This is a genomic window from Devosia sp. CAU 1758 (genome assembly GCF_054482695.1).
Window position 1 is genome coordinate 630,797 of sequence record NZ_JBTLRJ010000003.1, and the last position, 20,135, is coordinate 650,931.

Sequence of the window (20,135 nt, forward strand, 5' to 3'; positions counted from 1 at the left end):
CTCTATCCATTCAGGCGGCGATAGATCGCGCCTGAATGGAGGGTGATTGGGATTGGAAGTGCCGGTTTATTCCGCCGCTTCCTGAGGAGGTGCGAGCTCCGCTTCGGCCTGGTTCGGATCGTCCAGTTCCCGCATGTCGAGCTCGACATTGAGACCGAGAGACCGGATTTCCTTGACCAGGACGTTGAAGCTTTCCGGGATGCCCGCTTCGAAGGTGTCGTCGCCGCGCACGATGGCCTCATAGACCTTCGTACGACCCGCCACGTCGTCCGACTTGATGGTGAGCATTTCCTGCAGCGTATAGGCAGCGCCATACGCCTCCAGGGCCCACACTTCCATCTCGCCGAAACGCTGTCCGCCGAACTGTGCCTTGCCGCCGAGCGGCTGCTGGGTGACCAGCGAGTACGGACCGATGGAACGCGCGTGGATCTTGTTGTCCACCAGGTGGTCGAGCTTGAGCATGTAGATGTAGCCCACGGTCACCTGGCGATCGAACTGCTCGCCGGTGCGGCCGTCGAACACGGTCGACTGACCCGAGGACTTCAGCCCTGCCCGCTCCAGCATCACCACGATGTCGGCTTCCTTGGCGCCGTCGAACACCGGAGTGGCGATCGGAACACCCTTGGACAAATGCTCGCCCAGTCGGATCATTCCGTCATCATCGAGATCGGTGATGGCGCTGTCATTGGCGAACAGGTCCTGGATCTCGAGGCGAAGCGGCTTGAGGTCGCCCTTGGCGTGATAGGCGCGAACCATCTCGTCGATCTTGCGACCCATGCCGGCACAGGCCCAACCCAGATGGGTTTCCAGGATCTGTCCCACATTCATGCGCGAAGGCACGCCGAGCGGGTTGAGCACGATGTCGACCGACGTACCGTCTTCGAGATACGGCATGTCTTCCACGGGAACGATGCGCGAAACCACGCCCTTGTTGCCGTGACGGCCGGCCATCTTGTCGCCGGGCTGGATCTTGCGCTTGGTGGCGATGAAGACCTTGACCATCTTCATCACGCCCGGGGGCAGTTCATCACCGCGCTGCAGCTTGTCCACCTTGTCGATGAAGCGCTGCTCGAGCAGGCGACGGCTCTCTTCATACTGGGCATGAAGAGCTTCCATCTCGGTCATGACCTTGTCGTCTTCGACCGCGAACTGCCACCACTTCGAGCGCGGCTGCGCTTCGAAGATGGAGTCATTGAGCTTGGTGCCGACCACATAGCCCTTCGGACCCGCCGTCGCGGCCTTGCCGAACAGCATTTCCTTGAGACGCGCATAGACGTTGCGGTCGAGAATGGACTGCTCGTCGTCACGGTCCTTGGCCAGGCGCTCGATTTCCTCGCGCTCGATGGCCATGGCGCGCTCGTCCTTGTCGATGCCGTGGCGATTGAACACGCGCACTTCAACGACAGTACCAGCATCGCCCGGGGGCACGCGCAGGGACGTATCACGGACGTCCGAAGCCTTCTCGCCAAAGATGGCGCGGAGGAGCTTCTCTTCCGGGGTCATCGGCGATTCACCCTTGGGAGTGATTTTGCCGACCAGGATATCGCCCGGCTGCACTTCGGCGCCAATATGCACGATACCGGCTTCGTCGAGGCTCTTGAGTGCTTCTTCCGACACGTTCGGAATATCGCGTGTGATTTCCTCAGGGCCGAGCTTGGTGTCGCGGGCCATGACTTCATATTCCTCGATATGGATCGAGGTGAAGACGTCCTGCATCGCGATCTTTTCGCTCAGGAGGATGGAGTCTTCAAAGTTATAGCCATTCCAGGGCATGAACGCGACGAGCACGTTGCGGCCGAGAGCCAGGTCACCCAGTTCGGTCGAGGGACCGTCGGCGATGATGTCGCCCTGGTTGATGTGGTCGCCAACAACCACCAGCGGACGCTGGTTGATGCAGGTGGACTGGTTCGAGCGCTGGAACTTCATCAGATTGTAGATGTCCACGCCCGACTTCGACGCATCGGTTTCCGCCGTTGCACGAATGACGATACGGGTGGCGTCCACCTGGTCCACGATGCCAGTGCGCTTGGCCACGATGGCGGCGCCCGAGTCACGGGCCACGACGGCTTCCATGCCGGTGCCCACGAAGGGAGCCTCGGCACGCAGCAGCGGCACGGCCTGCTTCTGCATGTTCGAGCCCATCAGGGCGCGGTTGGCGTCGTCGTTTTCAAGGAACGGGATCAGCGACGCAGCCACCGACACCATCTGCTTGGGCGAAACGTCCATCAGGTCGACATTTTCCTTGGGCGTCAGGCCGTTGTCGCCGGCATGGCGGGCCACCACCAGGTCATCCTGCAGCTCAAGGGTCGGGGCAAACTGCACGTTCGCCTGGGCGACATAGTGCTTGGCCTCTTCCATGGCCGACAGGTACACGACTTCGTCGGTCAGCTTGCCATCGACGATCTTGCGATACGGGGTCTCGATGAAACCGTACTTGTTGACGCGGGCATAGGTGGCCAGGTTGTTGATCAGGCCGATATTCGGGCCTTCCGGCGTCTCGATCGGGCAGATACGGCCGTAATGGGTCGGATGCACGTCGCGCACTTCGAAACCGGCGCGTTCGCGGGTGAGACCGCCCGGCCCGAGCGCGGACAGACGACGCTTGTGCGCCACTTCCGAGAGCGGGTTGGTCTGGTCCATGAACTGGCTGAGCTGCGAAGAACCGAAGAACTCACGCACGGCTGCGGCAGCCGGCTTGGCGTTGATCAGGTCCTGCGGCATAACCGTGTCGATTTCGACCGAGCTCATGCGCTCCTTGATTGCGCGCTCCATGCGGAGCAGGCCAAGGCGATAGGAGTTTTCCATGAGTTCGCCGACCGAGCGGACGCGGCGATTGCCCAAATTGTCGATGTCGTCGATCTCGCCGCGGCCATCGCGCAGGTCCACAAGGGTGCGCACGACTTCAACGATGTCTTCCTTGCGGAGCGTCCGCATGGTGTCTGGCGCATCGAGCTCGAGGCGCATGTTCATCTTGACGCGGCCCACGGCCGACAGGTCATAGCGCTCGCTGTCGAAGAACAGCGACTGGAACATGGCTTCGGCCGTTTCCACGGTCGGCGGCTCGCCCGGACGCATGACGCGGTAGATATCGAACAGAGCGTCTTCGCGGCTCTCGTTCTTGTCCACGGCCAGGGTATTGCGGATATAGGCGCCGATCGAGATGTGATCGATGTCCAGGATCGGCAGCGCGTCAAAACCCTTGTCGACCAGGCTCGTCAGCAGCTTTTCGTCCAGCTCGTCGCCGGCCTCGGCGAAGATTTCGCCGGTCTGCAGGTTCACCAGATCTTCGGCGATATACATGCCATAGAGGTCTTCATCGACCGCCAGCAGGTGCGTCAGGCCGTTTTCGGCAAGCTTCTTGGCCTGGCGGGCCGAAAGCTTCTTGCCGCCTTCATGCACGACGTCACCCGTCTTGGCGTCGATCAGGTCATGGCTGGGCTTGGCGCCTTTCCACTTCTCGGCGTCATAGGGAACGCGCCAGCCCTTGGCGGTCTTTTCGTAGTTGAGCTTGTTGTAATAGGTGTCGAGGATTTCCTCGGCATCCATGCCCAGCGCCTTGAGCAGCGAGGTGACCGGAATCTTGCGGCGACGGTCGATGCGCGCATAGACGATATCCTTGGCGTCGAACTCGATATCGAGCCAGGAACCACGGTAAGGAATGATGCGGCCGGCAAACAGCAGCTTGCCCGAGGAATGGGTCTTGCCCTTGTCGTGATCGAAGAACACGCCCGGGGAACGATGCATCTGCGAAACGATGACGCGCTCGGTGCCGTTGACCACAAAGGTGCCATTGGGCGTCATGAAGGGCATGTCGCCCATATAGACGTCCTGCTCCTTGATGTCCTTGACCGAACGGGCGCCGGTTTCCTCGTCCACTTCGAACACGATCAGCCGCAGCGTCACCTTGAGCGGGGCAGCGAAGGTCATGTCGCGCGCACGGCACTCGTCGATGTCATATTTGGGCTGTTCGAATTCGTAGCGCACGAATTCCAGCGATGCGGTGTTCGAAAAGTCGGTAATCGGAAACACCGAGCGGAACACGGACTGCAACCCCTCTTCAGGCCGGCCACCCTTGGGCTCGGCAACCTGAAGAAACTGATCATAGGAAGCCTTCTGGACTTCGATCAGATTGGGCAGCTCCGTGACTTCGCGGATGGAACCGAAGGACTTGCGAACCTTGCGGCGGCCATTGAAGGTGGTAGCCATGAGAGCTCCTACATTAAAACGCTTGTCTCGGAGGCAGATATCCAAAGACCCGACTATCAGCCGTCGGCGCTCGGGATATATGCCTGGGTAGTCAATTCCTGGGGCCCGGTCGGATGACACAAGAAACCGGCTCATGACCCCATGAGCAGGTTCACAGACACGTGATCAGCGGCTAAAGCCCCGCACGAGGGACAGCCCACGGCGAGGTCAACAGAGGCTTCCATGTGCCCGCGACATCCAAAATCGTCATATATTTCCGCAAATTGTGGCCTGGACCCATCCAATCGGCCCTGGCGAATCTTTCCGTAAAAAACGGAAAAGCGAAATGGCACATAAAGCGCCATTTCGCAAATTTCAAGGCAGAAACTGAAATTACTTCAGTTCGACCTTTGCGCCGGCATCTTCCAGCTTCTTCTTGATGTCTTCGGCTTCAGCCTTCGACACGCCTTCCTTGACGGCCTTCGGAGCGCCTTCGACAAGCGCCTTGGCTTCGCCGAGGCCCAGGCCGGTGATGGCGCGGACTTCCTTGATGACGTTGATCTTGTTGTCGCCAAAGGCGGCAAGGATCACGTCGAATTCGGTCTTTTCTTCAGCGGCAGCGGCCGGGGCAGCGCCACCGGCAGCGGCAACGGCGACCGGAGCGGCGGCGGAAACGCCCCACTTTTCTTCGAGCATCTTGGACAGCTCGGAAGCTTCCAGGACGGTCAGGGCCGAGAGGTCATCAACGAGTTTGGCGAGATCAGCCATTTTACACTCTTTTCAGTTTGGGTTCGGTTTCGAATGTTGAGGTAGTTTGGAACGGCCTTACGCCGCTTCGCTCTTTTCGGCGTGAGCCTTGAGAACGCGAGCAATGCCCGCGCCCGGCTGCACGAGGATGGAAGCGATGTTCGTTGCTGGCTGCTTGACGAGGCCTGCGAGCTTTGCACGCAGTTCGTCGAGCGATGGCATCGTCGCCAGGGCCTTGACGCCATTGGCATCAAGAGCGGTCGGGCCCATTGCACCACCGAGAATGACGAACTTCTGGTTCTTCTCGGCAAATGCTGCTGCGATCTTGGGCGCAGCGACGGGATCTTCCGCATAGGCGATCACGGTCGGGCCGGTAAACAGGCCCGAAATGTCCGCGACATCGGTTTCCTTAAGAGCGAGCTTGGCAAGGCGGTTCTTTGCGACCTTGACCGTGCCGCCTGCCTTCTTGACCTGCACGCGCAGGTCAGTGAACGCAGCGACGGTCAGGCCGGTATTGTGAGCGACGACGATCGATCCAGCGCCCGCGAGGGCTTCCTGGAGCGAGGCGACGACTTCACGCTTTTCCGCTCTTTCCAAAGCTAGTCTCCACAAATAAGCCCCAGGGCGACTGCCAAGGGACCATTGCCAATTGCTGCCCCCTGCCCTTGCGGGATGGGGAACAACGGTTAGTGCCTGCCAACCGAGTGCCCGCAAGGGCAACTGGCCTAGGTTCGAACCGCAACCTTGGGCCATTCGGCCCCGAATTGGGTCTCACCCCGTCTATTGCTGGCTCCACATTCGGAATTAACGGCCTCGCGGCCGACCGGCAGTCTCGGACAGGACTTAACGCAGCCCCCTGGGGGACGGCGAAACCGGGCGGCGAACCGCCCGGAATTCAGTATCAGACGGCCGTGTTCGGCTCGACATGCACGCCCGGGCCCATGGTGGAGCTCACCGAGACCTTCTTGACGTAGGTCCCCTTGGCGCCGGCAGGCTTGGACTTCTGCACGGCGTCGGTGAACGCCTTGATGTTCTCAAGCAGCGCGGCTTCGGTGAACGACACCTTGCCGATACCGGCATGGATGATACCGGCCTTCTCGACGCGGTATTCCACGGCGCCGCCCTTGGCAGCGCCGACAGCGCCCTTGACGTCCATGGTCACGGTGCCGACCTTGGGGTTCGGCATCAGGTTGCGCGGGCCCAGGATCTTGCCCAGGCGACCGACCAGCGGCATCATGTCCGGAGTGGCGATGCAGCGATCGAACTCGATCTTGCCGCCCTGGATGGTTTCCAGCAGGTCTTCAGCGCCGACAATGTCAGCACCGGCTGCCGTGGCTTCGTCGGCCTTGGCGCCACGGGCAAACACGGCGACGCGAACGGTCTTGCCAGTGCCATTGGGCAGGCTGACAACGCCGCGGACCATCTGGTCGGCGTGACGCGGGTCAACACCCAGGTTCATCGCGATCTCGATAGTCTCGTCGAACTTGGCCGAGGCCTTCGACTTCACCATCTTGACGGCGTCTTCGAGCGAATAGAGCTTGTTGCGGTCGATGCCTTCACGGGCAGCGGCGACCTTCTTTGCGATCTTTGCCATGTTTCTTAGCCCTCGACCTGGATGCCCATGGAACGGGCGGAACCGGCGATCATCGTCATCGCGGTATCGACGTCGTCCGCGTTGAGATCCTTCATCTTCTTTTCGGCGATGTCACGCAGCTGAGCCTGCGTGATGGTGCCGGCGCTTTCCTTGCCCGGGGTCTTGGAACCGGACTTGAGGTTGAGCGCCTTCTTGATGAAGTAGGTCACCGGCGGCTGCTTCATCTCGAAGGTGAAGCTCTTGTCCGCATAGGCGGTGATCACGGTCGGGATGGGCGAACCCTTCTCGAGTTCCTGCGTGGCCGCATTGAAGGCCTTGCAGAATTCCATGATGTTCAGGCCGCGCTGACCCAGCGCAGGACCGATCGGGGGCGACGGGGTGGCAGAGCCAGCCGGCACCTGGAGCTTGATATAGCCCGTAATCTTCTTAGCCATTTTTCATCCTTCTGTATTGCCCCGACGGGGCAGTTGAAGCCGTGGTGCGGTTTCCTGGCGCCGGCTGAGCGCCATCCCCTTCCACGGGTTTTGCCGGGCGAACCCGGCAGCTTGGTCAGACCTTTTCGACCTGACCGTATTCGAGCTCCACCGGGGTGGGGCGACCGAAAATCGAGACCTCGACCTTGAGGCGGGAGCGCTCCTCGTCCACCTCTTCGACGACGCCGTTGAAGCTGGCAAAGGGACCGTCCGACACGCGCACGTTCTCGCCAATTTCGAAGCTGACGGAGGGCTTGGGATGATCCACGCCTTCCTGCACCTGCTGCAGGATCGACATGGCCTCGCTCTCCGAGATCGGCATGGGCTTGTTATCCGCGCCGAGAAAACCGGTGACCTTGGGCGTGTTCTTGATGAGATGGAACGCCTCGTCGGTCATGTCCATCTTCACCAGGACATAGCCCGGGAAGAACTTGCGCTCGGTGTCCACCTTGCGGCCGCGACGGACTTCCACGACCTTTTCGGTCGGCACGATCACGTCTTCAAACAGGTGCTCGAGCTTCTTCTGCGCAACCTTGAGGCGGATATCTTCCGCCACCTTGCGCTCGAAGTTCGAATACGCCTGAACGATATACCAGCGCTTGGCCATAAAGGGTCGCCGCTCCCAAAATATCTAATAACGGATCCGACTTAGCGGATCGACAGCATCAAGGACACGAACCAGGAAATGACCTGGTCCGCAGCGAGAAAGAACAGGCTGGCCAGGATGACCAGCACCAGGACCATGATCGTGGAAATCACGATCTCGTTCCGGCCCGGCCAGGTGACCTTGCTGACCTCCGAGCGAACCTGCTGGAGAAACTGAACTGGGTTCGTGCGGGCCATGGGCAAATCTACTTCGTATCTTGGTGCAAAACCAAAGGCCGCGCAGGAATCCCGCACGGCTCGAGACGGGCTATCTAGAGGCTTTGCCAAAGGATTGCAACAGGCCCGTCAACAGAATCGCGAGCCCCCTGCAACCACTGAAATCGCTCCCGTGTAAAGCATAAGTGCGAATTCCATCGAAATTTACTTGCGCGGCAGCCCGCCTTGTCGTTGGATGAAATGTGCCCGGATTGTGGCAGCGCTCATGGAGGGAGCAATGTCTTTCGAGGTCATCGCCTGTCAGCTTCTGCATTTCGGCCCACACCGGACCATCAAGGGCCGCCTGACGGGGGCCGTGCGCGTCCGCATTCGCGAAGGCTTCATGGGCAACTCCACTGAATATGCCCTGGACCTTCCGGTAAAGGCCGATTGCGGCGTCGTACCCCATGATCAGGCGCGGACCGCCCTTCTTGCCCATGCTGCCCACCAGCTCAATAAGTTGAAGGCCCGCCGCAGTCGGGATCTGCCGGCCGCAGCCGAGTAGCTATCCGAGCGACCTTTTGGCCGCCGCCGCGTACTCCCGAATGAACACCCTTCCCCGCCTGGATGGCACCGGCGCCGCCGTTCTGGTCCCCGACGCCGCGGCGAGGCAACCTTCAGTCACAACCGACGTTTATACCCAGCGGGACTTGCCTCCTGCGACCTCCAACGTCAGTCCCCGGTTCCCATGCACTCCCAAACCCCCACCGGGGACTGGCATCTTTTCCATGATCATGGTCACGCCAATGCATCCGGTCAGGCCGGCCGCAGCACGAGATGTTATGGGAGAGACCGGGAGACACGCTCGACGATCGGAAATCTGGGCCTGGCAGGGGCTGGGGGACTCGAACCCACGACCCTCGGTTTTGGAGACCGATGCTCTACCAACTGAGCTAAACCCCTTCAGGCGAGGCCGTGTCTAATGGCAAAGTTCGCGCGATGCAAGGGGCTGAATGGGACTGTCGTGGAAAGCCCCGCCGACCCGTTCATTATTGGGGTCCAAGACCCCGTCCTGACCCCGCCATGAGGCGATCGCACTTTGCCACTTTACATATAATAGTACTTTATGTAGCGTCCCCTCACCGCCTGAAGCGAATACGCCGGGCGGCCATTGGGAGGATTTCATTGTGAGCATCATAACCAAGCTTGCCCTCGCGGCAGGCCTCGCTACCGCCTTGTCTTCCGGTGCCCTGGCACAGGATATTTCGGGCAAAGTCATCGGCTTTTCGCAGATCGGTTCTGAATCGGGCTGGCGCGCTGCCGAGACGTCCGTAACCCGGCAGCAGGCCGAGGAACGCGGCGTCGACCTCAAGTTCGCTGACGCCCAGCAGAAGCAGGAAAATCAGATCAAGGCCATTCGCGGCTTTATCGCCCAGGGCGTCGACGCCATCCTGGTCGCTCCTGTCGTCGCCACCGGCTGGGATGACGTTCTGTCCGAAGCTCAGGAAGCCGAAATCCCGGTCATCCTGCTCGACCGCGGCATCGACGCACCAGAAGACCTCTACCTGACCTCGGTCGCCTCCGATCAGGTTCTCGAGGGCCGCGTGGCCGGCGAATGGTTGGTCGAAGCAGTGGCCGGCGAAGACTGCAATGTTGTCGAGCTGCAGGGCACCGTGGGCTCCAGCCCGGCCATCAACCGCAAGCAGGGTTTTGAGGAAGGCATCGCTTCGGCATCCAACATCACCATCACCCAGAGCCAGACGGGCGACTTTACCCGCTCCAAGGGCAAGGAAGTGATGGAGGCATTCCTCAAGTCGTCCAATGGTGGCGCCGATATCTGCGCGGTTTATGCCCATAATGACGACATGGCGGTCGGCGCTATCCAGGCCATCAAGGACGCTGGCCTGAAGCCGGGTGAAGACATCCTCGTGGTGTCCATCGACGCCGTGCCCGATATCTTCACCGCCATCGCGGCCGGCGAAGCAAATGCCACAGTCGAGTTGACCCCGAACATGGCCGGCCCGGCCTTCGACGCACTCGCCGCCTACTGGGCCGATGGCACCATGCCGGAGAAGTTCATCATCACTGAGTCCAAGCTTTACACGTCGGCCGATGACCCGGCCGGTGAATATGAGCGCCGCAAGGACCTGGGCTACTGAGCCGCTACGCTCTGCTAGACTAACAACAAGGCAACGAGTCCCCGCCGGCCTGCCGGCGGGGGTTTCGCACGAAAGCTGCAGGAAAATGCAGCATGGAGGGGCAATGACCGAGACCGACTATGCGCTCGAAGCGCGCGGCATCGTCAAGATTTTCGGCAATCACATGGCGCTCGACGCCGTTGATTTCGGCCTCAGGTCCGGCGAGGTTCACGCCCTGCTCGGAGAGAATGGCGCCGGAAAGTCCACCCTGATCAAGATTCTGACGGGAGCCTACCAGCCCGATGGCGGCACGGTTCTGGCCGCTGGCGAACCGGTCCACCTGGATAGTCCCCAGCAGGCTCAGACCCATGGCATTGGTACGGTTTACCAGGAGGTCAACCTTCTGCCCAACCGTTCGGTGGCCGAAAACCTGTTTCTGGGACACCAGCCAACGCGGTTCGGTCTGGTCGACCGCCGCAGGATGGAACGCGAGGCCCGCGACATCCTCAAGCGCTATGGGCTGGAGCTTGATCCGGCCAGCGAGCTGGGTGCCCATTCCGTCGCCGTGCAGCAGATCGTCGCCATTGCCCGCGCTGTCCAGCTTTCGGGCAAAGTGCTCATCCTGGACGAACCTACGGCAAGCCTCGACCGCAACGAGGTCGAGCGCCTGTTCGAAATCATCCGCGATCTCAAGGCCCGGGGCCTGGCGGTCGTGTTCATCACCCACTTCCTGGACCAGGTCTTTGCCATCGCCGACCGCGTCACCATCCTGCGCAATGGCAAGCTGGTAGATACCAGGACACTCGACGATATGACCCGCACCGATGTCGTGCGGCTAATGCTGGGCAAGGATGTCGCCTTCTCTGGCGCCACCGGGGTCGAGGATGCCCGCCCCATGGGCGAGGTGCTGCTGGACTTCGCAAATTACGGGCGCAAGCGCAGCGTGCATCCGTTCAATCTCACGATCCACAAGGGCGAGGTCATCGGCGTCGCCGGCCTGCTTGGGTCCGGGCGTACCGAAATGGCGCGCATCATGTTTGGCGCCGATGCAGCTGACGAAGGGACGCTGGAGATCGCCAGCAAGAAGGCCAGCATCGCCCGCCCCACCGACGCCATCGCGCACGGTTTCGGCTTCTGCCCGGAGGACCGCAAGGCCGAGGGCATTTTCGGCGACCTCTCGGTGCGCGAAAACATCATCATTGCCCTCCAGGGCAAGCTCGGCTGGTTCAGCGCGCTCAACCGGGACGAGCAGATGGAGATCGCCGGCCGTTTCGGCGAGGCTATGGATATCCGCGCCGCTTCGCTCGACATGCCGGTCAAGCTCCTGTCCGGCGGCAACCAGCAGAAGGTCATCCTGTCGCGCTGGCTGGCCACCGACCCGGCCTTCCTCATCCTCGACGAGCCGACCCGCGGCATTGATGTCGGCGCCCATGCGGAAATAGTGCGCACCATCAACCGATTGCGCGACGAGGGTCTGGCGCTGGTCGTCATCTCCTCCGAACTCGACGAAGTCGTCGCCTATTCCTCCCGCATCGTGGTGATGCGTGACCGGGAAATGGTCGCCGAACTGAGCGGCGAAAACATCAACCCCGGCGTGATCGTGCAGGCGATCGCCAATTATCGGGAGGGCCCATCGGCATGATGCGGCGCATTCTCACGCCCCTGGCCAATCCGCAATTGATCGCCCTTGTCGGCGTGCTGCTGGTCAACTGGCTGCTGTTTCCCAATTTCTTTCGCATCACCTGGCAGGACGGAAGGCTCTTCGGCAGCCTGATCGACGTCCTCAACCGGGGCGCGCCGGTGGCGATCCTCGCGATCGGCATGGTAGGTGTCATCGCCACCAAAGGCGTCGACCTTTCGGTCGGCGCGGTGATGGCTATGGCGGGCGCGGCGGCAGCAACATTGGTGGTGGCCGGTTATCCAGCACCTGTCGCAGTGGCCGCCGCGCTCGCGGTCGGCCTGCTGTGCGGTCTGTGGAACGGCTTCCTCGTCGCCGTGCTCGATATTCAGCCCATCGTTGCAACGCTGGTTCTGATGGTGGCGGGGCGCGGCATAGCCCAGCTCATCACCGAGGGCTTCATTGTCACCTTCACCGATCCGGTGCTGGTCTATATCGGCACGGGATCGCTGCTGGGGCTACCCATGGCGGCTGTGATCGCGGTCGCGCTGCTGGTGCTGGTCACCCTGCTGGTACGGAAGACCGCGCTTGGCCTCTTCATCGAGGCCGTCGGGGTCAACCGCGCCGCGGCGAGCCTGGCCGGCATTCGCAGCCGAATGCTGCTGCTCTATGTCTATGGCCTGTCCGGCCTCTGCGCCGCCATCGCCGGCATCATCGTGGCCGGCGACATTCGCGGGGCCGATGCCAACAATGCTGGTCTCTGGCTTGAACTCGACGCCATCCTGGCCGTGGTCATAGGTGGCACGTCGCTGCTGGGCGGGCGGTTTTCCGTGCCGCTGGCCGTGGTCGGCTCCATCATCATCCAGGCCATGAACACCGGCATTTTGGTCTCGGGCTTTCCGCCCGAATTCAACCTCATCGTCAAGGCGGCACTGATCTTCTTCGTGCTCATCATCCAGTCGCCATTGGCGAGCCGGATCGTGCCGGTCCGCGCCACAGTCCGGGAGGCCCGCAAATGAGCCGAAGCCTGCGTCCGCTCCTGGCCACGGCCATCATCTTCATCATCGCCTACGCGCTGGCGGTGATGCAGTTCCCGGCGATGTTCTCCACCCGGGTGCTGGGGAATTTTCTCACCGACAATGCCTTTCTGGGCATCACCGCCGTCGGCATGACCTTCGTCATCCTCTCCGGCGGCATCGATCTGTCGGTGGGCGCTGTCATCGGCTTCACCGGCGTACTTGTCGCGGTGCTCATAGCCTGGGCCGGATGGCATCCCCTCGCCGCTTTCGCGCTGGCGCTGGCTGTTGCCGCGACCTTCGGAGGCGTCATGGGGCTGGCAATTCACTACCTGCAGGTGCCCGCCTTCATTGTCACTCTCGCCGGCATGTTCCTGGCGCGCGGCGGGGCCTCGGTTATCACCCAGGACTCCGTCCCGGTAAACCACGACTTCTATGACTGGATTTCCGACCTCATCATTCGCCTGCCCGGCGGCGGGCGCCTCAGCTTCATCGGCCTGCTCATGGTGGCGGTGTTCATCCTGGGCGCCCTCCTGGCGCATCGCACCAGGTTCGGCTCATACGTCTATGCGCTCGGCGGCAATACCGTGTCGGCCTCGCTGATGGGCGTGCCGGTGGCGCGAACAACGGTGGGCGTGTACATGCTCTCCTCGGTCCTCGCCGCCTTGGCGGGAATCGTCTTCTCCCTTTATACTTCGGCCGGTTATCCGCTGGCCGCCGTTGGTGTGGAGCTTGACGCCATCAGCGCGGTGGTCATCGGGGGAACCCTCCTCACCGGCGGCTATGGCTTCGTGCTTGGCACCTTTATCGGAGTGATGCTGCTGGGGCTCGTGCAGACCTACATTATTTTCGACGGGACGTTGTCGAGCTGGTGGACCAAGATCGTCATCGGTGCCTTGCTGTTCCTGTTCATCGTCTTGCAGAGGCTGATCTTCGCCGCCTCGGCACAGGGAGAGAAAGCGTCATAAATGTGGGGTTTGCGTTCGGCGCGGGTGTCTTCACACCCCGCCGATAGCGCTGGGAAAGTGCCACAATGATAGAGACTGGCAGCCTTATCCGTTCCCTCTCCGGGCGGCGCGCTGCACGCAATTTCCATACCTTCGTCATCAACGAAATCGGCCACGCCATTGTAACTGGTGAGTTTTCCATCGGATCGATACTGGCCAGCGATGCGGTGATGATGGAGCATTACGGCGTCTCCCGCACGGTGCTGCGCGAGGCGCTGAAAACGCTTGAGGCCAAGGGCCTGGTAGAGGCCCGCCCGAAAGTGGGCACCCGGGTATCGCCGCGCAGCCGGTGGAACTTCTTCGATCCGCAGGTCCTGGCCTGGCATTATTACGCAGCGCCGGACCCCGAGCTCTACAAGAGCCTCTATCGTGTGCGGGCCGCGCTCGACGCACCGATGATCGCCCTTGCCACCAGGCAGCGGACTGCCGAACATGTGCGCCTGCTCAAATATTGGTGCCATCAGATGGAAACGGCCGGCGACAGCATCGAGCAGTTCGGCCTCGCTTGCCTCGAAGTCCATGCCGTCATCGCCGAAAGTGGCCGGGACCCCCTGCTCCGGTCGATTCTGGGGGTCGTCGAACTCACCCTCGCCCTCGCCCTGACTCGTGACCACGCCATGCCGGGGGAAAGCTACCGGACACGGTCCGCCGAACTCATGATCGAACTGACCAACGCGATAGAGGCAGGCGATGCTGAATTCGCCGCCCGCCTATACGAAAAATGCCGCCTGCTCGATGAGAGCCAGACGATCTGACGCCGACAACCGGCCTCTGAGTCAGCGCGGCTTCGTCTCCATCGCCAAATGCCCATTGGTGGCGTCAGGATTCCGAGCCTCGGGGGCATCGCATGGCGATGCAGCTGCCTTGGCACCAAGCGGGTTCGTTCAGCTTGCAAATTGGACGAGGAGAAAACTGGAGCGGGTAGCGGGAATCGAACCCGCGTATTCAGCTTGGAAGGCTGCTGCTCTACCATTGAGCTATACCCGCCCGAGGGGCGATGCCACCGGCACCGATTAGCGCGAACCACACCTGCCTGGCAAGGGTATGACTAACCGGGTTTCCACAAAATGCCTGCCGAACCAAATTCTTGCGGGAGACTCGCCTAAGGGAGTTGACACCTTTGCGACAGCCCACCATAAACCGCCCGACGAAGCGCCCTGCGCGGTTCGGTTCCTGCCCGGAAAATGTGGAGGGGTGGGAGAGTGGTTAAATCCATCAGACTGTAAATCTGACGCCTCAGGCTACACTGGTTCGAATCCAGTCCCCTCCACCACCCGGCCAGATGGCCATTGAAATCAAACGACCATTGGGCGGTTCTTGGCTAACCTTTTTCGGGTTAGCCATTTTTGTGTTCCCGCTCTAGTCTCACTCAATGGCCCGCGTCCCCAATTCCGAAACCCCAGACCACGAAGCCCGCCGCTTCCTGGAGAGCTTCGACCGCCAGGTCGCGGCAGTCGAACAGCGCGATTATGTCTATCCGTGGACGACCAATGACGATGAGGTTGCCGAGGACGCCATCATCGTCGGGATCGGAGGCACCAGTGCCGAGATGCTCATGGCCGGGCTTTCCTATGTTGAGCCGGCAGCCAGCATCTACTGGTGCGCCCGGGTCACGACAAACGGGGTATTCGAAGTAGGTGGAGAAACGCAGGCCTGGGACGTACCGGCCGCGCTCACGCGTGCCCATTTCCTGCGCAGCCAGATGGGCTATGAGCGCGTTGTCGTGACAATGGCCGAGGCGGGTATCTGGCGGCCTGAATGGGGTCAGTTAGCCGAGCGGGAGGGACTCTGATGTGCGGGCGCTTCACCAATGAGCTGACCTGGGCGCAGATCCACGCGCTCTACAGCATCCATGAACGGCCAGCGACAAACCTGCCGCCCCGGTTCAACATAGCCCCCACCCAGGAGATTGACTTCGTTCACCTCGACAAGGCCGGGCAGATGGAACTGGATCGCGGCCGCTGGTGGTTGGTCCCCTTCTTCGCCAAGGAATTGCCCAAGGCCGCGATGTTCAACGCCCGGATCGAGACCGTCGACACATCGGGCGCGTTTCGCGAGGGCTTCAAGTCCCGCCGATGCCTGATCCCAGCCGATGGCTATTTCGAGTGGACGAAGAACCAAGACGACGACGGCAAGGATCCCTGGCTGCTGCAATTGCCCGATGGCGCGCCGTTCAGTTTCGCCGGCATCTGGGCGCACAATGACAACCTCGGCGTCACCAGCTGCACCATCATCACCGCTCCGGCCGTGCCGGAGATTGCGCACATCCATACCCGCATGCCGGTCATCCTGGCGCCCGAGGCTTACAGCACCTGGCTCAATACCGAAGTGCAAGGCCAGGACGCCAAGGCGCTGCTGCTCGATGCGCAAATCGACAGCCAGCTCGAATTCTTTCGGGTCAGCCGCTCCGTCAATTCCAGCCGTTACGATGGCTCCGACACAAAGAAGCCAATGCTAAATTCGCTTTGATGCGAGCCAGCGTATTGTTGGTCTCTCACTGAATTCACAATTTGAAGACCGCGGACAAGACCTGGTCCCCCTGCCTAGTGGACCTCGATCATGCGCCCCCATTCCGCTTTCCATACGCTTCTGTCGCCAGTCAGGCATAGTCGTCTGCCACTTTGACCAGCGACGAATACCGCAAAGCCGAGGGCCGAAAAAATCGGCAGCTCCTGCTTTCCTTCCAGGTCTGAAATGACCATGGCATTCGCAACCTCGTCCGGCACCTGGAGCCGGCCCATGCGCTCTGAGCCCTGCCAGAACAGCTCGAGGCGGACTGCGTCATCTCTTGGCGAGGCATCGTAATGGAAGTCAGCGATCATCTGTCCACCCATCAGCAGCATGAGCGCAATGGTCGGCTCAAAGTGTTGGTACGTTGATGCGCCTTCGTCTTGCATTTGAATAAAATGCAATTCAACCAAGTGTTCGCCTAAAGCAAAGCGCTCAAACCCCCTCCATCGAATAATTTTCTGAATGGTATTGCTTCATTTTTCAAAGAGCGCTTAAGTCGTGTCAGGGTTTTTACGGAGAGCAGCATGGGGCAGCTGGTCGACGTGGCGATGGCTTTTATCGAGCGTTGCGAACGACATACAATGTTGCGGGCACTGATGGACGATTTTTCGTCTACTGTCGCTTTATTTGGATTCAACTATTTCATGATGACGCGCTTGCCAGCGCTCAATGAAGATGCCGAGCCCTATGTGATTTGCCATTCCTGGCCGAAACAATGGCTCGATCAGTACCGGGAACAAGCCTACTTCTGGCACGATCCGGTTAGCCTACATTCTTTCCATCAGGTGCGACCGTTCTCCTGGAAGGAAGCGCGCAAGTCCCATCAACGCACGAGGATCAGCCTGAAATTGGCCTCGGAGGCGTCATCGCTGGGTCTGGTGGATGGCGTCGGCTTCCCCCTGGGCGACCCTTCCTGCGTCCAGGCGGTGGTGTCTCTGGCTGCCGACCAGCCGGTTCAGCTGGATCTGCTTTCCCGGGAAATGCTGCATTTGGTTTGCATTCATGCCGAGCTGCGTGCGGTAGAAATCTATGACAGCACGCCAATGATTTTTGGCCGCCTCTCCGACCGAGAGCGTGAAGTTGTCCGCTGGATGGCCAATGGAAAGTCTGCGGCCGACGTCGGCGACATTCTGTGCCTCTCCGAACGAACCGTGAAAATGCATCTGGCCCATGTTCGCGAAAAGCTCAATGCCACAACGACCACCCACGCAGTGGCCAAGGCGCTGAAGTCACGTCAAATCATTCTCTGAAAGAACGTGCCAAAGTCCTTGTTAGTCGCGCGGAATCGCTTGATTCCGCGCCTGCCTACTGTCCTTTCGGACACTGGTGACAACACTTACCGCCGACGCACTGTCCTTCCATCACCAATGGAGGCGACCATGCGGTTTCAGATTATCACTCAGGCAAACGAACACCTCTTTCAGCTTGAGCTGCAGGCGTTCTTTCGAGCCCGACATATCGTGTACGCCGAAGAATTGCAGTGGGTGCCCCGCGCCCTGGACGGTCTCGAATATGATGAGTTCGATACCGGCGCGGCAGACTATCTCGTGGTCATGGAGGGCGAGGAATGCGTGGCCGGCTCGCGCCTGATCCCCACTCACCTTCCGCACCTGCTCAGCCAGGTGTTTCCGGATAGCTGCGACATTTCGGCAATGCCGCGCGACCCCCAGGTCGCAGAGTGGACGCGTGGCTTTGTCGTGCCGCACCGGCGCGAAAAAGGCCGACCAGTGCTCTTGGCGCAGTGTTGTGCTGCGGTAATGGAGTACTGCTTGATCAAGGGCTACCGGCAAGTCGGGGGCATACAGGACACCAAGTGGCTTCCGATGTGGCAGCTTATGGGGTGGAAAGTCTCGGTGCATGGCCAGCCTATCGAGATCGACGGCCGGCCTTGGATCCCCGCCTATTTCGAAGTGACCGATGCGGCCCTGGCAGGCGCGAGGAAGTTGGGACGGCTTACGGCACCAGTGCTCTCCGATACAAAGGCGCGGAAAGCGGCCTGATCATGCCCAACAAATTCTGCTTTGAAGTCCTTGGCGCCATCCAATATCAGGCAAAGGCGCCATGGTCCCGCAATGACCAGTTGGCTTTGCTCGCTAACCTCCTATCACCGGCCTTAGGCGCTAGGCGGGCTAGCGAAACGGCGGGCAAGCTGATGAGTCAATTCGGTTCAATTGCCGAGGTATTGGCGGCGAACCCAAAAAGACTTGAGGAAATCCCGGGAATCGGATCGGCCACGACGCGGGTGCTTGGGGTTACTCTGCAGGCCACGCAAATGCTCGCCAGTTGCCGGATAAGGGACGACCGTCCGCTGCTGTCGTCGTCGTCTCAACTGCACGATTATCTGCACGTGATGATGGCCCATCTGCCCATTGAGCAGTTTCGCATCATCTTTCTCGACAAGCGAAACAGACTCATCGCCGACGAAGTGCAGCAGTCTGGGACGATCGACCACACACCCGTTTATCCGCGAGAAGTGATCAAGCGCAGCCTTGAGCTCTCAGCCTCGGCCCTCATTCTCGCCCACAACCACCCGGCTGGCGACCCAACGCCTTCAACTGCCGACATTCGGATGACAAACGAGATCAAGACGGTAGCCCGGTCGCTCGGAATTGAGGTTCATGACCACGTGATTGTCGGCAGATTTGGATCCACGTCCCTTCGGACACTTGGCCTCATGGATGACATGACATGAATTTCGTCGAGAGGCTAATGCCAACAACCAGGCGGCAGTAGCGTGTGAACCGCTGATCCTTCTCTATGGGTTCCCTGGCGGTCCATCATAAAAACCCCACTCCCAGAGTTGTCGGCGCCCTGCCGGCCGGCGCAGCTGCAGCACGCCGATGTCAAACCGCGTGGGAATGTAAAAGCGCACGGTCATTCGCCCCGAAACCTTGCACCGACCGCAGCGCGGCGGCGGTGCATAGACCTGCATCTCAGGGCCCCAGATATCGACTACGTCCGCAGCCAGGAAGGCGGTTTCCCGCTTACAGGCATTACAGCGATATATGATCACCCTGCCCTCTTCGGCCGCATGTTTCAGGCGGTAGGCTTCAAGTCTACGCCGGCTCGGCGTCATACTCATTTCTTGATCGGCCGCTCGACTGCCAGAGCTTCCCGGACGATAGCTGGAGCCCAACCTGTGACCTTTACGATGTTGTCCGCTTCCAACCCGGTGTTGTGAAGCCGACGGATCTGAACCGCCCGCGGCACTCTGATTTCCATTCCCATCTGTCACCTCGCAATCGACAAGGTTTCGACTCCTACACCGTGAACAGAAGCAGAACAAGCAGCCCTTGATCACTTCGCTTCAGGCGGCAGCTTTCGCCCTTCCTCAATGATGGCATCGATGAGCAGTCGATTGTCTCGTGCTGCCATCAGTTCGGGATGACGCTTGCCGACGCGGAAGAGCAGCGCCGTTAGGTCGATACCGATCCATCCCGACCTTGCCGAGATACTGGCCAGCGCCACCAGGACGGATATGCCAATCCTGCTGACGCAATTCGGAAAGCCCTTCACCGCCAACGGATTCGGCAACAGGATGCGCAAATGGTGCACCGATGCTGGTCTAACCGAATGCAGCTCGCACGGCCTTCGCAAGGCCGCCGCTCGACGAATGGCAGAGGCAGGCTGTAGCAACAAGGAAATCATGGCAATTACCGGTCACCAGACCGATAGAGAGGTCACGCGCTACACAAAGGCAGCGGACCAAATTAAGCTGGCCGACAGGGCGATGAAAGCTATTGGCGGCCACTGACGGCTAAGGTCCGCAAAGGGGTGGTTTGCGGACTGGCGGCTTGTGGGCAGTCACTCAGAAAATCTGACCTCTATGATGCGAATCGCGGTCAAGCGGAGGGCGATGTCTTTAACATCACCACCTATTCTCCAGCCACCTGAGTGGGGACGCAATGGAAATCAAAGGTAGGGGGCGGGTTCCCCGCAGACCCCGGTCGTGGACTGTTAAACCCTAGTCCGCGGATGTCGGGGTGCGCGAAGTTTGTCAGCGGTCCTGCGACCGCCTCGCATCAACTTACACCCCTTTTCGTGC

Annotated in this window: 21 protein-coding genes and 3 tRNA genes; 13 read left to right on the plus strand and 11 right to left on the minus strand. The window is 60.6% G+C overall.

Going from position 1 to position 20,135, the window contains the following annotated elements; translation table 11 throughout:
* Window positions 1–66: 66 nt before the first annotated feature.
* The 7 genes from rpoB to secE all read right to left on the minus strand — a co-directional run bounded on the left by rpoB (window position 67) and on the right by secE (window position 7,842).
* Window positions 67–4,206, minus strand: coding sequence for a DNA-directed RNA polymerase subunit beta (rpoB, locus tag ACXYMS_RS13260; RefSeq protein WP_458906958.1), 4,140 nt, complete (start codon window positions 4,204–4,206; stop codon window positions 67–69).
* A gap of 372 nt (window positions 4,207–4,578) precedes the next feature.
* Window positions 4,579–4,953 (minus strand): 50S ribosomal protein L7/L12, encoded by a 375-nt coding sequence (gene rplL, locus ACXYMS_RS13265; protein WP_458906960.1) that lies wholly within the window; start codon window positions 4,951–4,953, stop codon window positions 4,579–4,581.
* Between the two features lie 57 nt (window positions 4,954–5,010).
* Window positions 5,011–5,529: a 50S ribosomal protein L10 gene (rplJ, locus tag ACXYMS_RS13270; protein ID WP_458906962.1), complete on the minus strand. Its 519-nt coding sequence runs from the start codon at window positions 5,527–5,529 to the stop codon at window positions 5,011–5,013.
* Window positions 5,530–5,833: 304 nt separating this feature from the next.
* Window positions 5,834–6,526 (minus strand): 50S ribosomal protein L1, encoded by a 693-nt coding sequence (gene rplA / locus ACXYMS_RS13275; protein WP_458906964.1) that lies wholly within the window; start codon window positions 6,524–6,526, stop codon window positions 5,834–5,836.
* A 5-nt stretch (window positions 6,527–6,531) separates the two neighbouring features.
* Window positions 6,532–6,960, minus strand: coding sequence for a 50S ribosomal protein L11 (gene rplK, locus ACXYMS_RS13280; protein WP_458906965.1), 429 nt, complete (start codon window positions 6,958–6,960; stop codon window positions 6,532–6,534).
* A 115-nt stretch (window positions 6,961–7,075) separates the two neighbouring features.
* The gene (gene nusG, locus ACXYMS_RS13285) at window positions 7,076–7,606 is read right to left on the minus strand and encodes a transcription termination/antitermination protein NusG (RefSeq protein WP_458906967.1); all 531 of its coding nucleotides are present in this window, start codon (window positions 7,604–7,606) and stop codon (window positions 7,076–7,078) included.
* A 41-nt stretch (window positions 7,607–7,647) separates the two neighbouring features.
* Window positions 7,648–7,842, minus strand: coding sequence for a preprotein translocase subunit SecE (gene secE, locus ACXYMS_RS13290; protein ID WP_458906969.1), 195 nt, complete (start codon window positions 7,840–7,842; stop codon window positions 7,648–7,650).
* 256 nt (window positions 7,843–8,098) lie between these two features.
* Here secE and ACXYMS_RS13295 point away from each other — a divergent pair, with 256 nt between their 5' ends.
* Window positions 8,099–8,365 (plus strand): hypothetical protein, encoded by a 267-nt coding sequence (locus ACXYMS_RS13295; protein WP_458906971.1) that lies wholly within the window; start codon window positions 8,099–8,101, stop codon window positions 8,363–8,365.
* Window positions 8,366–8,687: 322 nt separating this feature from the next.
* Here the strand turns inward: ACXYMS_RS13295 and ACXYMS_RS13300 are convergent.
* Window positions 8,688–8,763, minus strand: a tRNA-Trp gene (locus ACXYMS_RS13300).
* Between the two features lie 224 nt (window positions 8,764–8,987).
* On the opposite strand from ACXYMS_RS13300, the gene ytfQ reads away from it, so the two are divergent.
* From ytfQ to ACXYMS_RS13325, 5 genes are all read left to right on the plus strand, one after another.
* On the plus strand, window positions 8,988–9,959 hold the full coding sequence (gene ytfQ / locus ACXYMS_RS13305; protein WP_458906972.1) for a galactofuranose ABC transporter, galactofuranose-binding protein YtfQ: 972 nt from the start codon (window positions 8,988–8,990) through the stop codon (window positions 9,957–9,959).
* Window positions 9,960–10,062: 103 nt separating this feature from the next.
* Complete coding sequence (locus tag ACXYMS_RS13310; protein ID WP_458906974.1) at window positions 10,063–11,580, plus strand: sugar ABC transporter ATP-binding protein; 1,518 nt, start codon at window positions 10,063–10,065, stop codon at window positions 11,578–11,580.
* Window positions 11,577–12,575, plus strand: a complete 999-nt coding sequence (locus tag ACXYMS_RS13315) for an ABC transporter permease (RefSeq protein ID WP_458906976.1) — start codon at window positions 11,577–11,579, stop codon at window positions 12,573–12,575. The genes ACXYMS_RS13310 and ACXYMS_RS13315 overlap by 4 nt, the downstream gene beginning before the upstream one ends.
* Complete coding sequence (yjfF, locus tag ACXYMS_RS13320; protein ID WP_458906978.1) at window positions 12,572–13,540, plus strand: galactofuranose ABC transporter, permease protein YjfF; 969 nt, start codon at window positions 12,572–12,574, stop codon at window positions 13,538–13,540. The genes ACXYMS_RS13315 and yjfF overlap by 4 nt, the downstream gene beginning before the upstream one ends.
* Before the next feature lie 65 nt (window positions 13,541–13,605).
* Window positions 13,606–14,334 (plus strand): FadR/GntR family transcriptional regulator, encoded by a 729-nt coding sequence (locus tag ACXYMS_RS13325; protein ID WP_458906980.1) that lies wholly within the window; start codon window positions 13,606–13,608, stop codon window positions 14,332–14,334.
* A 158-nt stretch (window positions 14,335–14,492) separates the two neighbouring features.
* Here the strand turns inward: ACXYMS_RS13325 and ACXYMS_RS13330 are convergent.
* Window positions 14,493–14,566: transfer RNA gene (locus ACXYMS_RS13330), tRNA-Gly, on the minus strand.
* A gap of 201 nt (window positions 14,567–14,767) precedes the next feature.
* Between ACXYMS_RS13330 and ACXYMS_RS13335 the strand changes: the two genes are divergently transcribed.
* The 3 genes from ACXYMS_RS13335 (at window position 14,768) to ACXYMS_RS13345 (ending at window position 16,048) form a co-directional block, all read left to right on the plus strand.
* Window positions 14,768–14,852 (plus strand) — tRNA-Tyr (locus tag ACXYMS_RS13335).
* A gap of 99 nt (window positions 14,853–14,951) precedes the next feature.
* Window positions 14,952–15,371 carry a hypothetical protein gene (locus ACXYMS_RS13340; RefSeq protein WP_458906981.1) on the plus strand — a complete coding sequence of 140 codons (420 nt, stop codon included), beginning with the start codon at window positions 14,952–14,954 and terminating at the stop codon, window positions 15,369–15,371.
* Complete coding sequence (locus ACXYMS_RS13345) at window positions 15,371–16,048, plus strand: SOS response-associated peptidase (protein ID WP_458906983.1); 678 nt, start codon at window positions 15,371–15,373, stop codon at window positions 16,046–16,048. The genes ACXYMS_RS13340 and ACXYMS_RS13345 overlap by 1 nt, the downstream gene beginning before the upstream one ends.
* Window positions 16,049–16,122: 74 nt before the next feature.
* Here ACXYMS_RS13345 and ACXYMS_RS13350 read toward each other — a convergent pair whose 3' ends face one another.
* Window positions 16,123–16,500 (minus strand): hypothetical protein, encoded by a 378-nt coding sequence (locus ACXYMS_RS13350; protein ID WP_458906984.1) that lies wholly within the window; start codon window positions 16,498–16,500, stop codon window positions 16,123–16,125.
* 114 nt (window positions 16,501–16,614) lie between these two features.
* Here ACXYMS_RS13350 and ACXYMS_RS13355 point away from each other — a divergent pair, with 114 nt between their 5' ends.
* The 3 genes from ACXYMS_RS13355 (at window position 16,615) to radC (ending at window position 18,782) form a co-directional block, all read left to right on the plus strand.
* Complete coding sequence (locus ACXYMS_RS13355; RefSeq protein WP_458906986.1) at window positions 16,615–17,340, plus strand: LuxR family transcriptional regulator; 726 nt, start codon at window positions 16,615–16,617, stop codon at window positions 17,338–17,340.
* A gap of 129 nt (window positions 17,341–17,469) precedes the next feature.
* Complete coding sequence (locus ACXYMS_RS13360) at window positions 17,470–18,090, plus strand: acyl-homoserine-lactone synthase (protein WP_458906988.1); 621 nt, start codon at window positions 17,470–17,472, stop codon at window positions 18,088–18,090.
* Window positions 18,091–18,092: 2 nt separating this feature from the next.
* Window positions 18,093–18,782 (plus strand): RadC family protein, encoded by a 690-nt coding sequence (gene radC, locus ACXYMS_RS13365; protein WP_458906990.1) that lies wholly within the window; start codon window positions 18,093–18,095, stop codon window positions 18,780–18,782.
* Between the two features lie 605 nt (window positions 18,783–19,387).
* Here the strand turns inward: radC and ACXYMS_RS13370 are convergent.
* Complete coding sequence (locus tag ACXYMS_RS13370) at window positions 19,388–19,636, minus strand: hypothetical protein (RefSeq protein ID WP_458907025.1); 249 nt, start codon at window positions 19,634–19,636, stop codon at window positions 19,388–19,390.
* On the opposite strand from ACXYMS_RS13370, the gene ACXYMS_RS13375 reads away from it, so the two are divergent.
* Window positions 19,629–19,844, plus strand: a complete 216-nt coding sequence (locus ACXYMS_RS13375) for a tyrosine-type recombinase/integrase (RefSeq protein WP_458907023.1) — start codon at window positions 19,629–19,631, stop codon at window positions 19,842–19,844. The genes ACXYMS_RS13370 and ACXYMS_RS13375 overlap by 8 nt on opposite strands.
* Window positions 19,845–20,135 lie beyond the last annotated feature (291 nt).

What these genes read in the sequence shown, in the direction of transcription:
- rpoB (WP_458906958.1), bottom strand. Translation starts at nt 4,206, where the DNA reads ATGGCTACCACCTTCAATGGCCGCCGCAAGGTTCGCAAGTCCTTCGGT.
- rplL (WP_458906960.1), bottom strand. Translation starts at nt 4,953, where the DNA reads ATGGCTGATCTCGCCAAACTCGTTGATGACCTCTCGGCCCTGACCGTC.
- rplA (WP_458906964.1), bottom strand. Translation starts at nt 6,526, where the DNA reads ATGGCAAAGATCGCAAAGAAGGTCGCCGCTGCCCGTGAAGGCATCGAC.
- rplK (WP_458906965.1), bottom strand. Translation starts at nt 6,960, where the DNA reads ATGGCTAAGAAGATTACGGGCTATATCAAGCTCCAGGTGCCGGCTGGC.
- nusG (WP_458906967.1), bottom strand. Translation starts at nt 7,606, where the DNA reads ATGGCCAAGCGCTGGTATATCGTTCAGGCGTATTCGAACTTCGAGCGC.
- secE (WP_458906969.1), bottom strand. Translation starts at nt 7,842, where the DNA reads ATGGCCCGCACGAACCCAGTTCAGTTTCTCCAGCAGGTTCGCTCGGAG.
- ACXYMS_RS13295 (WP_458906971.1), top strand. Translation starts at nt 8,099, where the DNA reads ATGTCTTTCGAGGTCATCGCCTGTCAGCTTCTGCATTTCGGCCCACAC.
- ACXYMS_RS13310 (WP_458906974.1), top strand. Translation starts at nt 10,063, where the DNA reads ATGACCGAGACCGACTATGCGCTCGAAGCGCGCGGCATCGTCAAGATT.
- ACXYMS_RS13315 (WP_458906976.1), top strand. Translation starts at nt 11,577, where the DNA reads ATGATGCGGCGCATTCTCACGCCCCTGGCCAATCCGCAATTGATCGCC.
- yjfF (WP_458906978.1), top strand. Translation starts at nt 12,572, where the DNA reads ATGAGCCGAAGCCTGCGTCCGCTCCTGGCCACGGCCATCATCTTCATC.
- ACXYMS_RS13325 (WP_458906980.1), top strand. Translation starts at nt 13,606, where the DNA reads ATGATAGAGACTGGCAGCCTTATCCGTTCCCTCTCCGGGCGGCGCGCT.
- ACXYMS_RS13340 (WP_458906981.1), top strand. Translation starts at nt 14,952, where the DNA reads ATGGCCCGCGTCCCCAATTCCGAAACCCCAGACCACGAAGCCCGCCGC.
- ACXYMS_RS13345 (WP_458906983.1), top strand. Translation starts at nt 15,371, where the DNA reads ATGTGCGGGCGCTTCACCAATGAGCTGACCTGGGCGCAGATCCACGCG.
- ACXYMS_RS13355 (WP_458906986.1), top strand. Translation starts at nt 16,615, where the DNA reads ATGGGGCAGCTGGTCGACGTGGCGATGGCTTTTATCGAGCGTTGCGAA.
- ACXYMS_RS13360 (WP_458906988.1), top strand. Translation starts at nt 17,470, where the DNA reads ATGCGGTTTCAGATTATCACTCAGGCAAACGAACACCTCTTTCAGCTT.
- radC (WP_458906990.1), top strand. Translation starts at nt 18,093, where the DNA reads ATGCCCAACAAATTCTGCTTTGAAGTCCTTGGCGCCATCCAATATCAG.
- ACXYMS_RS13375 (WP_458907023.1), top strand. Translation starts at nt 19,629, where the DNA reads ATGCGCAAATGGTGCACCGATGCTGGTCTAACCGAATGCAGCTCGCAC.